Annotated in this window: 16 protein-coding genes; 5 read left to right on the forward strand and 11 right to left on the reverse strand. The window is 57.0% G+C overall.

What is annotated here, in order from left to right; genetic code table 11:
* Nucleotides 1-7: 7 nt before the first annotated feature.
* The 4 genes from nusB to nrdR all read right to left on the reverse strand — a co-directional run bounded on the left by nusB (nucleotide 8) and on the right by nrdR (nucleotide 2,565).
* Nucleotides 8-427, reverse strand: a complete 420-nt coding sequence (gene nusB / locus AABB92_RS10240; protein WP_031374690.1) for a transcription antitermination factor NusB — start codon at nucleotides 425-427, stop codon at nucleotides 8-10.
* 19 nt (nucleotides 428-446) lie between these two features.
* Nucleotides 447-917 carry a 6,7-dimethyl-8-ribityllumazine synthase gene (gene ribH / locus AABB92_RS10245; protein ID WP_031374691.1) on the reverse strand — a complete coding sequence of 157 codons (471 nt, stop codon included), beginning with the start codon at nucleotides 915-917 and terminating at the stop codon, nucleotides 447-449.
* A gap of 91 nt (nucleotides 918-1,008) precedes the next feature.
* Complete coding sequence (ribD, locus tag AABB92_RS10250; RefSeq protein WP_046288488.1) at nucleotides 1,009-2,112, reverse strand: bifunctional diaminohydroxyphosphoribosylaminopyrimidine deaminase/5-amino-6-(5-phosphoribosylamino)uracil reductase RibD; 1,104 nt, start codon at nucleotides 2,110-2,112, stop codon at nucleotides 1,009-1,011.
* A 3-nt stretch (nucleotides 2,113-2,115) separates the two neighbouring features.
* The gene (nrdR, locus tag AABB92_RS10255) at nucleotides 2,116-2,565 is read right to left on the reverse strand and encodes a transcriptional regulator NrdR (RefSeq protein WP_009091750.1); all 450 of its coding nucleotides are present in this window, start codon (nucleotides 2,563-2,565) and stop codon (nucleotides 2,116-2,118) included.
* Nucleotides 2,566-2,752: 187 nt separating this feature from the next.
* Between nrdR and lysM the strand changes: the two genes are divergently transcribed.
* Both lysM and AABB92_RS10265 read left to right on the forward strand, forming a co-directional pair.
* Nucleotides 2,753-3,190 carry a peptidoglycan-binding protein LysM gene (gene lysM, locus AABB92_RS10260; RefSeq protein WP_031374692.1) on the forward strand — a complete coding sequence of 146 codons (438 nt, stop codon included), beginning with the start codon at nucleotides 2,753-2,755 and terminating at the stop codon, nucleotides 3,188-3,190.
* 17 nt (nucleotides 3,191-3,207) lie between these two features.
* Nucleotides 3,208-3,777 (forward strand): DUF3251 domain-containing protein, encoded by a 570-nt coding sequence (locus tag AABB92_RS10265; protein WP_031374693.1) that lies wholly within the window; start codon nucleotides 3,208-3,210, stop codon nucleotides 3,775-3,777.
* A 59-nt stretch (nucleotides 3,778-3,836) separates the two neighbouring features.
* On the opposite strand, the gene secF is transcribed toward AABB92_RS10265, so the two are convergent.
* From secF to queA, 5 genes are all read right to left on the reverse strand, one after another.
* The gene (secF, locus tag AABB92_RS10270; RefSeq protein ID WP_031374694.1) at nucleotides 3,837-4,805 is read right to left on the reverse strand and encodes a protein translocase subunit SecF; all 969 of its coding nucleotides are present in this window, start codon (nucleotides 4,803-4,805) and stop codon (nucleotides 3,837-3,839) included.
* 10 nt (nucleotides 4,806-4,815) lie between these two features.
* Nucleotides 4,816-6,663 carry a protein translocase subunit SecD gene (gene secD, locus AABB92_RS10275; protein WP_072050997.1) on the reverse strand — a complete coding sequence of 616 codons (1,848 nt, stop codon included), beginning with the start codon at nucleotides 6,661-6,663 and terminating at the stop codon, nucleotides 4,816-4,818.
* Nucleotides 6,664-6,688: 25 nt separating this feature from the next.
* A complete protein-coding gene (gene yajC / locus AABB92_RS10280; protein WP_031374695.1) occupies nucleotides 6,689-7,021 on the reverse strand; it encodes a preprotein translocase subunit YajC in 333 nt (110 codons plus the stop codon).
* Nucleotides 7,021-8,169: a tRNA guanosine(34) transglycosylase Tgt gene (gene tgt / locus AABB92_RS10285; RefSeq protein WP_031374696.1), complete on the reverse strand. Its 1,149-nt coding sequence runs from the start codon at nucleotides 8,167-8,169 to the stop codon at nucleotides 7,021-7,023. The genes yajC and tgt overlap by 1 nt, the downstream gene beginning before the upstream one ends.
* A gap of 75 nt (nucleotides 8,170-8,244) precedes the next feature.
* On the reverse strand, nucleotides 8,245-9,315 hold the full coding sequence (gene queA, locus AABB92_RS10290) for a tRNA preQ1(34) S-adenosylmethionine ribosyltransferase-isomerase QueA (protein WP_031374697.1): 1,071 nt from the start codon (nucleotides 9,313-9,315) through the stop codon (nucleotides 8,245-8,247).
* Nucleotides 9,316-9,418: 103 nt separating this feature from the next.
* On the opposite strand from queA, the gene AABB92_RS10295 reads away from it, so the two are divergent.
* From AABB92_RS10295 to AABB92_RS10305, 3 genes are all read left to right on the forward strand, one after another.
* Entirely contained in the window at nucleotides 9,419-10,000 is a 582-nt protein-coding gene (locus tag AABB92_RS10295; protein WP_031374698.1) for an acyl carrier protein phosphodiesterase, read from the forward strand.
* A 205-nt stretch (nucleotides 10,001-10,205) separates the two neighbouring features.
* Nucleotides 10,206-11,018 (forward strand): inositol monophosphatase family protein, encoded by an 813-nt coding sequence (locus AABB92_RS10300; protein WP_031374699.1) that lies wholly within the window; start codon nucleotides 10,206-10,208, stop codon nucleotides 11,016-11,018.
* Nucleotides 11,019-12,284, forward strand: a complete 1,266-nt coding sequence (locus tag AABB92_RS10305) for a histidine-type phosphatase (RefSeq protein ID WP_046288490.1) — start codon at nucleotides 11,019-11,021, stop codon at nucleotides 12,282-12,284.
* A gap of 489 nt (nucleotides 12,285-12,773) precedes the next feature.
* Here the strand turns inward: AABB92_RS10305 and proY are convergent, their stop codons facing one another.
* Together proY and brnQ are read right to left on the reverse strand one after the other, a co-directional pair.
* Entirely contained in the window at nucleotides 12,774-14,126 is a 1,353-nt protein-coding gene (proY, locus tag AABB92_RS10310) for a proline-specific permease ProY (protein ID WP_046288491.1), read from the reverse strand.
* Between the two features lie 70 nt (nucleotides 14,127-14,196).
* The gene (gene brnQ / locus AABB92_RS10315) at nucleotides 14,197-15,516 is read right to left on the reverse strand and encodes a branched-chain amino acid transporter carrier protein BrnQ (RefSeq protein ID WP_031374700.1); all 1,320 of its coding nucleotides are present in this window, start codon (nucleotides 15,514-15,516) and stop codon (nucleotides 14,197-14,199) included.
* Nucleotides 15,517-15,695: the final 179 nt, after the last annotated feature.

Consider the following 15,695-nt stretch of genomic DNA (forward strand, 5'->3'; position numbering starts at 1 on the left):
TTTTTGTTTATTTGCGATGGGGTCGAATCTGTGGACCGGCTTTATCCAGTACGCCGTTAACAAATTTATGACTGTCTTCAGCGCCGAACACTTTCGCCAGCTCAATCCCTTCGTTGATGGCCACTTTATAGGGCACATCAGCGCGTTTGCTCAGCTCATACAGCGAGATACGCAGGATAGCTTTTTCGACCTGGCCCAGCTCTTCGAGCTGACGCGACAGGTAAGGCTTCATCAGTCCATCCAGATACGCACTGTTGGTCGCCACACCGGACAGCAGTTCGCGGAAATAGCTAATATCGACGTCTTTGACGTCTTGTTCCGCCAGAAACTGGTATTCCACATCGGCAATGTCGTTGTTGGACAACTGCCAGGAGTAAAGCGCCTGAACAGCGCACTCACGGGCGCGACGACGAGCAGCAGGTTTCACAAAATTCCCCTTACAAAAATCAGGCTTTGATGGCTTTCAATACGTTGATCATTTCGAGCGCGGTCAGGGCCGCTTCGGCACCTTTATTACCGGCTTTGGTGCCAGCACGCTCAATGGCCTGCTCGATATTTTCGGTGGTCAGCACGCCGAACGCGACAGGAATCTCGCTGTTCATGGCAACGCTGGCGATACCGGAGCTGGCTTCACCGGCCACATATTCGAAGTGAGCAGTGCCACCACGAATTACCGTGCCCAGAGCAATAACGGCGTCATATTTGCTGGTGTTTGCCAGTGCGCGCGCTGCCAGCGGCAGTTCATACGCACCCGGAACCCAGACTACGGTGATATTGTCATCTTTGACCTGGCCAATACGTTTCAGGGCATCAACTGCACCATCCAGCAGGCTGTCATTAATGAAGTTGTTAAAACGCGCAATAACGATGGCAACATTGGCCTCAGGCGTTGCAACAGCAGCTTCGATAACTTTCATACTTATCCTTTCAGGGGGTTTGTTTGGCCCCGCGCAGGGGGGCGGATTCTATCATACTCTTCGGCGGCGTGCTCTCGCTTTTCCGTCCGTGTTATTGCGGCGTCAGGGTCAGGCGTAAATCCTCACCGACCTGGCGAACGTCGCGGAAAATCAGGCCTGGCGCATCAGCCAGACGATCAAGGCCCGGTAACTGGCACAGGCCGCGTCCCTGGTCGCCGAGTAATTTCGGTGCCAGATAGACAATCAGTTCATCGACCAGTCCGGCCTGCAGCAGCGCGCCCGCCAGGCTGGCACCCGCTTCGACCCAGACGCTGTTCACCTGACGCTGACCCAGCAGCATCATCATCGCCACCAGATCCAGCTGCTGTTCGCGCAGCGGCACGGCGATCTGACTGACGCGCTCTGGCCAATGCTGCTGATCGGGTTGATGGCGCATCAGCCAGGTTTCACCCGGCTGGTCAATGAGCCGATGCTGCGGCGTCACGCGGTTCTGGCTGTCGACAATCACCCGCAGCGGCTGCCGCAGTTGCTGTTGATCAAGTAACGCCTGGGTGTCCGGGTTGAGTTCGGACCAGCGCACCGTCAGCGACGGATCGTCAGCCAGCACCGTGGCGCTGCTGCTGAGGATCGCGGCACTTTGCGCCCGCAAGCGCTGCACATCGCGACGGGCGGCCGCCGAGGTGATCCACTGGCTTTCGCCATTCGCCATCGCGGTGCGGCCATCCAGCGAGGCACCCAGCTTAAGCTGGATCCACGGAAAACCGGTACGCATCCGCTTCAGGAAACCGCGATTCAGCGCTTCCGCCTCTTCCATCATTAGCCCGTGGCTGACCGCAATCCCGGCCTGATGCAGCCGGTGCAATCCGCGACCGGCAACCTGCGGGTTGGGGTCCTGCATCGCGGCGACCACCCGGCTCACGCCAGCGGCAATCAGCGCGTCGCTGCAGGGTGGCGTGCGACCATGATGGCTGCACGGCTCCAGCGTTACATAGGCGGTGGCACCGCGTGCTTTATCACCGGCCATCCGCAGAGCATGCACTTCTGCATGAGGCTCGCCGGCACGCTGATGCCAGCCCTCGCCCACCACCTGACCGTCACGGACAATCACACAGCCCACATTCGGATTGGGCATGGTGGTAAAGCGGCCGCGGCGCGCCAGTTCCAGCGCGCGCGCCATATAGATTTCATCGGTCATGGCTTAATCCTGTAACCGGGCGATCTCTTCGCCAAAATCACGAATATCTTCGAAGCTGCGGTAAACCGAGGCAAACCGAATATAGGCGACTTTATCGAGCTTTTTCAGCTCGTCCATCACCAGATTACCAATCAGTTTACTGGGAATTTCGCGTTCGCCAGTGGCGCGCAGCTGGGTTTTAATGTGGTTCACCGCGCTCTCGACCGCATCAGCACTGACCGGACGTTTCTCAAGCGCTTTCATCATCCCGCTGGCCATTTTGTCTTCATTGAAAGGCTCACGCACGTCATTACTTTTTACCACGCGCGGCATCACCAGTTCCGCCACCTCAAAGGTGGTAAAGCGTTCATGGCACATCAGACACTGGCGCCGGCGTCGCACCGACGATCCTTCACTAACCAGACGAGAATCAATCACTTTGGTGTCCACAGCGGAGCAGAATGGGCAATGCATGACGTTTCCTGACGCGAGATAGATGGGCCTGACAGTGTAGCGCGAACTGCCGGTCAACAAAATCTCTTCCGTGCCATTCCGTCGGCCAGCGCCCAGCATAAACGGTGTTAAATCGCGGCTGCGGCAAAAGGGTCTACGCTTATAGAGCCGCAAGACGGCGTATATCCACTAACACACTGGAGGTTGTATGGGACTGTTTAATTTCGTCAAAGAAGCGGGTGAAAAGCTTTGGGATGCCGTGAACGGTGGCGACGATCAGAGTAAAAAACTGCAGGACCACATCAACAAGCTGGGCTTGCCGGACAGCGACAAGGTCGATGTGAAAGTGAATGGCGATACCGTCACGGTAAGCGGTGACGGCCTGTCACAGGAGCTGAAAGAGAAAATTCTGATCGCCGCCGGTAACGTTGCCGGCATCACCAAAGTCGAAGACAAGGTGACAACCAGCGACAGCGCTACCGAGTCTGAACTTTACACCGTGAAAAAAGGCGACACGCTGAGCGCTATTTCAAAGCAGGTTTATGGAAATGCTAACGAATACAACAAGATTTTCGAAGCTAACAAGCCAATGCTGTCGCATCCTGATAAGATCTACCCTGGCCAGGTTTTACGCATTCCAAAATAACCGACAAGGATAAACTTATGATCAGGACGGTTTGGGCGCCAGCAGCACTTTCACTGGCGTTACTGAGCGGTTGCAGTACTCCCGCGACCAACCCGCAGGTTAAGCAGTTGCATCAGGAAGTGAGCCAGCTCAATCAGCAGATGCAACACTTAACCACCCAGGCCAGTGCGCTGGAGATACAGGGGCAGCTCAACAGCCATTCCAGCAACGGTGCATGGCTGGTACCGCAGGCGAATACCCCGGTCGCGCTGCAGACTCAGCTCGGCACCTTGCGACTGACATTGTCGCCGGTGGTAGCCGAAGCCAGTGGATCGCGGACCACATTGTCGATCCGCGCAATGGGCGATCAACCGTTGCCTGCGCTGCATGCCACGGTAATCTGGGGCGAACTGGACCCGGCAACCGGCAAACCGCTCAACAGCGATAGTCTGAGTCAGAACATCGCCGTGCCCGCCTCACTGTTACCGCAACATACCGTTGAGGTTCCGCTGCGGCTGAGTGGCCTGACGCCGGATCAGCTCGGCTTTATCCGGGTGCACCAGATTACCGCTGACGCACCGGCTCAAACCGTTCCTGCTGCGCCTTAACTGGCGCAAAAAAAACGGGCCGCCATCACTGGCAGCCCGTTTTTATCATCCCACCGCGCTTACGGCAGGATAGAAGGCTGATCGGCGCCCTCTTTCTCAACTTTCTGCACCAGCATATGTTCACGCTTCATGCCCAGCTTCAGCGCCAGCGCCGAAGAGACATAAATTGATGAAATCGTACCGATGGTCACACCAATCAACATGGTCAGTGAGAAGCCTTTCAGCAACGCGCCACCAAAGATGAACAGGATCAGGATCATCGCCAGCGTGGTCAGTGACGTAATCAGGGTACGGCTTAACGTCTGGGTCAGCGACACGTTGGTAATGTCGTAAGAGCTGCCGCGGCGAATCTTGCGGAAGTTCTCACGAATACGGTCGGAAACCACGATTTTATCGTTAAGCGAGTAACCAATCACCGACATCAGCGAGGCGACAATCGTCAGGTCGATCTCAATCCGGAACAGCGCCAGCAGACCGCAGGTGATGATCACGTCGTGCGCCAGCGCCAGCACGGTGCCCAGCGCCAGACGCCACTCAAAGCGGAACCCGATATAGATCAGAATCGCAATCAGCGCTGACAGCAGTGCCATCGCCCCCGCCTGCGCCAGATCGCTGCCGACGCTCGGGCCGACGAACTCAATGCGCTTAACGGTCGCGTTCTGCTGGGTGGTCTGGTTGATTACCGACACCACTTTGTTGCCTAACTCGGTGCCTGCCGGGCCGCTGACGGGCGCCATGCGCACCATCACGTCACGGCTGCTGCCGAAGTTCTGCACCAGCGGCTCGTCGAAGCCCGCTTTCACCAAATCGCCACGCAGCGTATCAAGGTCGGCCGGTTTTTCCAGCGCGATCTCAATCACCGTACCGCCGGTGAAATCGAGACCCCAGTTGAAGCCACGAATGCCGACAATCGCAATCGCGGCTACGATCAGCAGCCCCGAAATGATGAAGGCCAGCTTATCCCAGCGCATAAAGTCGACGACTTTACGCCCGTGGTTCAACTGCTCAATGTTATATTCCTGTGCCACAACGCACTCCTCAGATAGACAGCTTGTTGATGCGTTTGCCACCGTAAACCAGGTTAACAATGGCACGGGTACCTACGATCGCGGTGAACATTGAGGTCGCGATACCAATTGCGGTGGTAATCGCAAAGCCTTTGATCGAACCGGTGCCGACCGCATAAAGAATGATGACTTTGATCAGGGTGGTCACGTTCGCATCGACAATACTGGAGAAGGCGCCTTTATAGCCCTCATGAATTGCCTGCTGAACCGATCGCCCGTTACGCAGTTCTTCTTTAATACGTTCGTTAATCAGTACGTTAGCATCAACTGCTACCGCCAGCGTTAACACAATACCGGCAATACCCGGCATGGTCAGGGTTGCACCAGGCAGCAGGGACATGACGCCGACGATCAGCACCAGGTTCACCAGCAGCGCACTGGTCGCAATCAGACCAAACTTCTTGTAGAACACCACCATAAACAGGATCGACGCAAGCAGGCCCCACAGGCAGGCTTCCAGACCCTGAGTAATGTTCTGCTGACCCATGGTCGGACCGATAGTGCGCTCTTCCACAATCTGGATAGGCGCAATCAACGCACCGGCACGCAGCAGCAGCGACAGCTGACGTGCTTCGTTCGGGTTGTTGATACCGGTGATGCGGAAGCTGTTCCCCAGACGAGACTGGATGTTGGCGACGTTAATCACCTCTTCCTGTTTCACCAGAATTGAACGGCCATTGGCATCTTTTTTACCGCTGTCTTTGTACTCCACAAACAGGGTCGCCATCGGCTTGCCGATGTTGTCCTTGGTGAAGTTCGACATGATGTTACCGCCCGCGCCATCCAGTGAAATGTTCACCTGTGGCTGGTTGTACTCATCCATGCTGGAGGTCGAGTCGGTGATGTGGTCACCGGTCAGGATCACCCGCTTGTAGAGCACCACCGGCTGGCCGTCACGCATATCTTTGACTTCAGAGTCGCCCGGCACCCGGCCACTGGCCGCCGCGGTAGGATCAACGCTGGTATTAACCAGACGGAATTCCAGCGTCGCGGTCGCACCCAGAATCTCTTTGGCACGTGCAGTGTCCTGAATACCTGGCAGCTCAACCACAATGCGATCGGAACCCTGACGCTGTACCAGTGGTTCGGCCACACCCAGCTGGTTCACACGGTTACGCAGAATCGTGATGTTCTGCTGGACCGCATATTCACGCGCTTCGCTCAGGCGCGCATCGCTCATGGTGGCACGCAGCGCATCATTGCCACTGCTTTTGATCACCAGATCCTGATGACGTGAGGTCAGCCAGGAGACAGCAGCATCGCGGCTGGCGGCGTCACGGAAACGAATTTCCACCCCGTAGTTCGCGATTTTGTTGACGTTGGTATAAGGAATATTTTTGGTGCGCAGGTCGCTACGCAGCGTATCGGCATTTTGCTCCTGCAGCTTGCCTAAGGCGGTGTCCATGTCCACTTCCATCAGGAAGTGCACGCCGCCACGCAGATCGAGACCGAGTTTCATCGGTTCCGCTGACAGCATCGTCAGCCAGCGTGGCGTGGCCGGGGCCAGGTTCAGCGCTACAACGTAGTCTTCGCCCAGCGCCTTCATGATCGCTTCACGGGCGCGTAACTGCACATCGGTGTTAGCGAAGCGCGCGGTAATGGCGCCATTTTCCAGCGCAACGGATTTGCTCTGGATATTGTCTTGTTTTAATGCGGACTGAATGTGATCCAACGTCTGCTCACTGGCGGCGCTTCCGCGCGCGCCAGTGATTTGAACGGCCGGATCCTCACCATACAGGTTGGGAAGCGCATACAGCAGGCCGACGAGAATCACGACGACCAGCATCACATACTTCCACAAAGGATAACGATTTAACACGGCAGTTCCCTTAGGGAAGATAGAATTACAGCGCCTTCATAGTACCTTTCGGCAGGACGGCAGCGACGAAATCACGTTTAATGACCACTTCATTGGTCTCATTCAGCGCGATAGAAACGTAGCCAGTGTCAGACACTTTTGTTACGCGACCTACCAGGCCACCGCTGGTCAGCACTTCATCGCCCTTTGAGATGGAATCCATCAGCTTCTTGTGCTCTTTCGCACGTTTCTGCTGCGGACGCAGGATCATGAAATAGAAAATCAGACCAAACACCACCAGCATGATCACCAGAGAATACGGACTTCCCTGCGACGGTGCGCCTGCTGCGGCCACGGCGTCAGAAATGAAAAAGCTCATTAAATTTCCCTCATTGATGAATTATCAGACGTTAAAGGCGGAACTTCTTTGCCCGTCCGTTGGTAGAACTCGTTTACAAAGCGCTCTAATTTACCCTCTTCGATGGCCTGGCGTAAACCTGCCATCAGGCGCTGGTAATAGCGCAGATTGTGAATCGTGTTCAGACGCGCGCCCAGTATTTCGTTACAGCGGTCCAGATGATACAGGTAGGCGCGGCTGTAATTGCGACAGGTGTAGCAATCACATTCGGCATCCAGTGGCGCAGTGTCATCTTTATATTTGGCGTTGCGGATTTTAACCACACCGTCAGTCACAAACAGATGGCCGTTACGCGCGTTACGGGTTGGCATCACGCAATCGAACATATCGACGCCGCGACGGACCCCTTCCACCAGATCTTCAGGTTTGCCGACACCCATCAGATAGCGCGGTTTATCCTGCGGAAGCTGTGGGCAGACGTGCTCAAGAATACGGTGCATGTCCTGTTTAGGCTCACCCACCGCCAGGCCGCCCACAGCGTACCCATCAAAGCCAATCTCTACCAGACCTTTCACCGACACATCTCGTAAATCTTCGTAAACCGAGCCCTGGATGATGCCGAACAGCGCATTTTTGTTACCGAGGCTGTCAAAACGGTCACGGCTGCGTTTCGCCCAGCGCAGCGACATCTCCATCGAGCGTTTGGCATAGTCCCAGTCCGCCGGGTACGGCGTACATTCGTCGAAGATCATTACGATGTCGGAGCCGAGGTCATACTGAATCTCCATCGACTTTTCAGGATCGAGGAAAATCGCGTCGCCATTGATGGGGTTACGGAAGTGCACCCCGGCTTCGGTAATTTTGCGGATGTCGCCCAGGCTGAAGACCTGGAAACCACCGGAATCGGTGAGGATCGGCCCTTTCCACTGCATAAAATCATGCAGGTCGCCGTGCAGTTTCATGATCTCCTGGCCCGGACGCAGCCAGAGGTGGAAGGTGTTGCCCAGAATAATCTGCGCCCCGGTCTCCTGCACTTCTTCCGGCGTCATGCCTTTTACCGTGCCGTAGGTGCCGACCGGCATAAACGCCGGGGTTTCGACCACGCCGCGATCAAAAATCAGACGGCCACGGCGCGCGCGCCCGTCTGTGGTATCAAGTTCAAATTTCACAAAGCCTCCACCGGAGAAACAGTCCGATGTCTACAACCCTGCGCCAGAAGGCGCGTCAGGTCGTGGGTTAATAAATCAGTCGCCAATCTTTTCCATCGGCGCCTGCGGATTTTTGCTGATAAACATCGCGTCACCATAACTGAAGAAACGATATTGCTCAGCCACGGCAGCGCGGTAGGCCGCCATGGTGTGCTGGTAACCGGCAAACGCCGAGACCAGCATAATCAGGGTAGATTCGGGCAGGTGGAAATTGGTGATCAGCGCATCGATCACCTGATAGTGGTAGCCCGGATAGATAAAAATCTGGGTATCGTCGAAGAACGGCGCAATCAGCGCATCCTGACTCGCTTTGGCCGCGCTCTCCAGCGAGCGTACTGAGGTGGTGCCAACCGCAACCACCTTGTTGCCGCGCGCTTTACAGGCCAGCACCGCATCCACGACCTCCTGCGGCACTTCCGCATATTCGGCATGCATGTGATGTTCTTCGATGTTGTCGACGCGCACCGGCTGGAAGGTGCCCGCCCCGACATGCAGCGTGACAAATGCCATCTCAACGCCCTTCTCTTTCAGCGCCTGCAACAGCGGCTCATCGAAGTGCAATCCGGCGGTAGGCGCAGCGACGGCACCGGGACGGGCACTGTAAACGGTCTGATAGAGTTCGCGGTCGGCCTCTTCATCAGGGCGATCGATGTACGGTGGCAGCGGCATATGGCCGACGCTGTTCAGGATGTCGAGTACTGCCCGATCATCGTCAAAGGCGATCTCGAACAGGGCGTCGTGGCGCGCCACCATCGTCGCTTTAACGCTCTCATCTTCACCCAGCAACAGGGCTGCACCCGGCTTGGGTGCTTTTGAGGCGCGCACATGGGCCAGCACGCGCTTGTCGTCGAGCATCCGCTCCACCAGCATTTCGATTTTGCCGCCGCTGGCTTTACGGCCATAGACGCGCGCCGGGATCACGCGGGTGTTGTTGAACACCAGCAGATCGCCTGGATTGAGCTTATCCAGCACGTCGGTGAATACACCGTGCGTCAGTGCGCCGCTGGGACCATCGAGCGACAGCAGACGACAGCCGCTGCGCTGCGCCTGGGGATAGTGGGCAATCAGGGATTCGGGCAATTCAAAAGCAAAATCGGCGACACGCATGAAAGAGTTCTTTCTCAGGCAAAAACAGGCGGCACAGTTTAGCGGAAAAACGACCAATTCTGAACAACTGGCTGCGCAAAGGCAGTTCAGCCTATAATGAGCCATGAACTTTCTTGCTCATCTCCATCTGGCCCAACTGGCTGACAGCTCGCTACTCGGCAATTTAATGGCTGATTTTGTGCGCGGTAACCCGCACCAGCACTGGCCCACGCCGGTGGCTGACGGCATTCTGATGCATCGTCGGCTCGACGTCATGACCGATGCGTTGCCGGAAGTCCGTCGCGCCCGTCAGCTGTTCCGTCCGGAAACCTATCGCGTGGCCCCGATTACCCTTGATGTCATCTGGGACCATTTTCTGGCCCGTCACTGGACGCATTTCACCTCTGATCTGACGCTGGCGCAGTTTTCTGCCGCTGCCGAGCGCGAAATCGTGCCGCAGCTGGCGGCGACCCCGGAGGAATTTCAGCGGCTGAACGCAGTGATGTGGCATGAACGCTGGTTCGAGCACTACGCCCAGCCCGCCCGGCTGGAACGGGTGCTGCACGGCATGGCCAGCCGCCGCCCACGCCTGGCGGCACTGCGCGATTCTTATCACGACTTCACTGAACACTATGAGCAGCTTGAAGCCCTGTTTTTCATTTTTTATCCGCGTTTAATGGCGCAGGCGACGGCCAGAACGCTGTAAAACCCGATCCTCTTCTGTTGGCTGGCAGATGCCGGCCAATACCGCACAAAAAAGCCGCCTGCCCGCCCCCTCCCCATCTTGCCATCGCGTCTTATCTGCGGCTTAATGAAGCCTTTCTTAACAATAGTTAAGCAAAACACACAGCCAGACCGCCTGTTCAGGCGCGCCTTCCGTTCGCTATGGCAAAAAAACATAAGAGGGAAAGATGTCATCCGCTTCGCATTCTGAAATTGACGCGCGTTACCGTTACGCCTGCGACATCGCCCGTGCGGCGGCCAGCCGGGCTTATTCGTGGTATCAGCAGCGTCAAAACCTGGTGGTGGAACACAAGAGGGATCTGCAGGACGTGGTCAGCGAAGCCGATCGCAACGTCGAAGCATTAATCAAAACGTTGATTGAGGAGCGCTTCCCGGACGATGCCGTCTACGGTGAAGAGAGCGGCGGCGAAACAGGCAACGCCAGCTTTATCTGGGTCGTCGATCCAATTGATGGCACCGCCTGCTTCGTCAACGGCCTGCCTAACTGGTGCGTCTCGCTGGCAGTGGTGTGCGACGGTGAACCGGTGATTGGCGTGGTGTGCGATCCTAATCATCAGGAGCTGTTCCACGCCCGACTGGGCCAGGGCGCGTGGGTCAACGAGACCCGGTTGCAGGTACATGCAGCGCAACATCTCAACGAAGGTCTGCTCGGCATCAGTCACTCCAGCCGCACGCCGGGCGAGAGCGTTACCCGCCTGATTGCCGGACTGACTCAACAGGGCGGCATGTTTATCCGCATCGGTTCCGGCGCGCTGACCAGCGCCTGGGCGGCAGCGGGCCGGTTAATCGGCTACTACGAAGCGCATATGCATCCGTGGGATAGCCTGCCGGGCATTGTGCTGATGCGAGAAGCCGGTGGCGTCACTAACGATTACCTCAGTAACGACGGACTGAAAAATGGCAATCCGGTGCTGCTGGCGAATGCCACGCTCTATCCAAAGATAAAAGCGCTGACCGGCAATCGCGCGCTGGACGAATAAATGCGCGCTACCCGATGGTGCCAATGCACGTTAGCCCTGAGTGCACTCTGGCTACTGAGCCTGCCGATGCAGGCGGCCCCGCTGCCCCATTATCAGTTGGAAAAAGTGGTCGAACTGAGCCGGCACGGCGTGCGGCCACCGACGCCCGGCAACCGTAAAGAGATCGAAGCCGCCAGCCAGCAGCCGTGGACGGTATGGACCACGGCGGATGGCGAGCTGACCGGTCACGGCTACAGCGCAGTGGTCAACAAAGGACGCTGGCAGGGCGAACATTACCGCCAGCTTGGTTTACTGCCTGCTGGCTGCCCGACAGCAGACGACGTCTATCTGCGCGCCAGCCCGCTCCAGCGCACCCGAGCCACCGCCCAGGCGATAGCCGACGGTGCGTTTCCGGGCTGTGGCGTACCGATCCATCAGGTGACCGGTGAGGTTGATCCACTGTTTCAGAGCGATAAGCTGGCGTTTGCACAAACCGATCCGCAGCAAGAACTTGCGGCTAAGCAGCAGAAAGCGGGCGATCTGGCGCAGTTACAGCAGCAACTGCAACCGGCTATTCAGCAGCTTAAAGCCGCGGTTTGCCCGCCCACGGCGAAATGTGATTTCTTTGATCGCCCATGGCAATTCAAACAGACCCGCAGCGGCCACACCTACGTCGAAGGACTGAGCGTGATGGCCAGTATGGTTGAGACCCTGCGGCTGGGTTACAGCGAAAATCTGCCCGTCGATCAGCTGGCGTGGGGGCATATCACCACCGCGGCGCAAATTACCCGCCTGCTGCCGTTGCTGACCGCTAATTACGATTTGAGTAATGATCTGCTCTATCAGGCACAGCGGCGGGGATCGATTTTACTGCAGGCGATGCTGACCGAAATCGCCAGCAATGCCTCCACTGCCCGCTGGCTGATCCTGGTGGCGCATGACACCAATATTGCGATGGTGCGTACCCTGATGGGGTTTGACTGGCAGCTGCCGGGCTACGCGCGCGGCAATATTCCGCCCGGCGGCAGTCTGGTGCTGGAGCGCTGGCGTGACAGCCAGAGCGGCGAGCGTTTTCTGCGGCTCTACTTCCAGGCACAGAGCCTTGATGGCCTGCGTCAGTTACAGCCGATTGAAGACGCACAGGGTTTATTGCGTCAGGAGTGGCATCAGCCAGACTGCAGAATGACCGACGTCGGGCTGCTGTGTCCTTATCAATCGACCCTGACCGGCTGGCAACAACGGCTGGACAAGCGCGCCACGCAGCCGGTTTCCATCCGGCTGCCCTGAGCTGCCGCTAATCAAATCCATGCCGCGCTCGCTGCGCGGCGTAAATATGCTTTATCAGGCTTAATTGGTTGTATTGCTGTCGCCTGGTACTTTTCTTATTTAAATAACCCAGCTATCAGCGGCGTTAATTTTGTTTTACGATAACCGGGTCAATCATCCCTTTTTATTTCTCTGATTCTCTTGAATATTTCGGCGACTGGTTTCGCCGTTTTTTTATTTATTTGCTGTTCTCTTCGCCCCGCCACAGCCGCCCTGATGCGCTTAACGCCGATGTTTAGCTGGCAATCCCCTTCACCGCAGATAATTAACCGCGCAGGCGGATAGGTTATTCCACCGTCTGAAAGCGCCATCCGCCCGGGTTATTTCGTTACGGTGTTGTGACTGACATAAATAGCCAGCGCAGCGTCAGAGAAGTCAGTCGGGGGAAGAGAGAAGATGGAAGAGATGGCAAAGCGCATCTGCTCCCCCGCCAGGGGGAGCAGCCGACAATCAGCGCGGTTTACGTACCAGCTTATAGCCCAGCAGCAGCACCACTATCCACACCACGCCGACATAGAGCGATACCCGGGTATCCGGGAAATAGCCGATCAGCGCAATGATGAAGCAGAGGAATGCGACACCGACACCCGCGGTCCAGCTACCGCCTGGCAGCGCGAACTTCAGTTCGCTGGCAGCCTGTTTGCCGATTTTGCGGCGGAAGGCGATCTGCGACAGCAGAATCATGATCCACACCCAGACCGTCGCAAAGGTGGCCAGCGAGGCGATGACCAGGAACACTTTTTCCGGCATCAGGTAGTTGAGATAGACCGCAATCAACATGGCGAACATCATCACCACCACCGTCACCCACGGAATACCGCGTGAAGAGACTTTCATAAACATCTTCGGCGCGTGTCCCTGCTGGGCCATACCGTGCAGCATGCGCCCTACGCCAAACACGTCGCTATTGATCGCTGACAGTGAGGCGGTCAGGACCACAAAATTAAGAATCGAGGCGGCCGCCGCGATGCCCAGATGCTGGAAGGTCAGCACAAACGGGCTGCCCGAGGTGCCTACCTGGTTCCACGGATAGATCGACATAATCACAAACAGCGTGCCGACATAAAACACCAGAATACGCCAGGGTACCGAGTTAATGGCGCGCGGGATCGACTTCTCCGGTTCCTTCGCTTCACCGGCCGTGATACCGATGATTTCGATACCGCCGTAGGCGAACATCACCATCTGCAGCGACAGCAACATTCCGACCACGCCGTGGGCAAAGAAGCCGCCGTTGGTCCACAGGTTATGGATGCCGGTCGGCTGGCCGCCGTTGCCGATGCCCCAGATAATCATGCCGAAACCGGCCAGAATCATCACAATGATGGTGGCGACTTTGAAGAAAGAGAACCAGAACTCCACTTCGCCAAACACCTTCACGCTCATCAGGTTGACCGCGCCGATGATCAGCACCACGCTCAGTACCCAAATCCAGTGCGGCACCTCCGGAAACCAGACGCCCATATAGATGCCGAACGCCGTCACATCGGCGATCGCCACGATCAGGATTTCGAAGCAGTAGGTCCAGCCGGTAATGTAGCCAGCCATCGGACCGAGATAATCCTGGGCGTAACGGGAGAATGAGCTGGCCTGGGGATTGTTGACGGACATCTCACCCAGCGCACGCATGATGATGTAGGCCACGGCCCCGCCGATAATATAGGCGAGCAGCACGCTGGGTCCGGCCATTTTGATCGCATCGGCGGAACCGTAAAACAGCCCGGTGCCAATCGCCGATCCCAGCGCCATAAAGCGGATGTGGCGCGTGCTCAGTCCGCGTTTGAGCTTATTGGTTTCTTGCATAACAACCTGTACCTGTGAAATGAAAAAACCACGGGCAAGCCCGTGGTTAAAGAAAAATCAGTGCCATCTGCTACGAGTGAACGGAAACCTGTTCGCGTCCTTTAACCCGATCCACCACGGCGGCAATCAGCAGCATCACCAGCGATGGCGGCAACCAGGCAAGTCCCTGATCGGCCAGCGGCAGGTGCTGACTGAATGCAGGCAGCAACGCTTTAAACCCGGTAGTTTTAATCGCATCAATAATGCCGAACAGCAGGCTAATCAGCATTGCTGGCGCAATAATCCGGCTGCTCTTGTTCCACCAGTTCAGGGTGAAGCTCAGCACCACCAGCACGATACAAGGCGGATAAATCGCCGTCAGGACCGGGATGGAGATCTGAATCAGGTGGCTCAGGCCGAGGTTCGACACCACCATCGAGAACAGACCAAGGATAAACACCAGCGTTTTATACGACAATGGCAGGTATTGCGCAAAAAATTCCGCACAGGCACAGGTCAGACCGACCGCCGTTACCATACAGGCAACAAAGATCAGCGCCGCCAGGAAGAAGCTGCCCATACCGCCAAATGTCTGCTGAACGTAAGCGTGCAGAATCGCTGCGCCGTTCGCATTCTGATCGACCAGCGCGCCGCTGCCGGAGCCCAGTTTAAACAGGCACAGGTAGACCAGCGTCAGGCCCACGCCAGCAATCAGGCCGGCCAGAACGGTGTAACGCGTCAGCAGCGCGGCATTATCAACCCCGCGTGAACGGGCCGCGTTCACGATCACGATGCCGAACACCAGTGCGCCCAGCGTATCCATGGTCAGATAGCCGTTCACAAAACCGCTGGAGAACGCCGCACGCTGATAATCTTCCGTCGCCGGAATAGTGCCGCCCGCTGGCCACACCAGCGCAGCAATGCCCAGCACGGTCAGCGCCACAATTTTTAGCGGCGCAAGGAAATGGCCGACGGTATCGAGCAGTTTGCCCGGATAGAGCGACACGCCAATCACCAGCGCAAAATAGACCAGGCTGTAGATAAACAGCGGCATCGCGCCATCACCGGTCAGCGGGGCAATCCCCATCTCAAAGGAGACGGTGGCCGTCCGCGGCGTCGCAAAGAGTGGCCCGACCGCCAGATAGCAGACGGTGGCCAGCACCAGACCGGCAACCTTACCGATTGGGGTACTGAGTGCATCCACGCCGCCGCCGACGCGCGCCAGCGCTACCACGGTCATCACCGGCAGACCCACGGCAGTGATCAGAAAGCCAATAGCGGCGGTCCAGACGTGTTCGCCAGACTGAATGCCAACCATCGGCGGGAAAATGATGTTGCCCGCGCCAACGAACAGGGCAAATGTCATGAAGCCCAGCGCGAGAATGTCTTTCGAGGTTAAACGATGTGTCATACGGCCTGTCACTGATGTTGCGGTGGAAGTTGGGTTTGTGTTGTCCCCTCGCTGCGTTAAAACCACGACCAGCCAGCCAATGTCAGCGCATTATGCTCGTCGTGAGGTGAAGCGCAGGTGATTTAAGCTGCTTTTTTTCTGTTCACGGAGGGATGGATCGACAACGGGGCTAAGTAAAA

Origin of the sequence: Pantoea brenneri, assembly GCF_038594305.1 — a bacterium.
GTDB lineage: Bacteria > Pseudomonadota > Gammaproteobacteria > Enterobacterales > Enterobacteriaceae > Pantoea > Pantoea brenneri.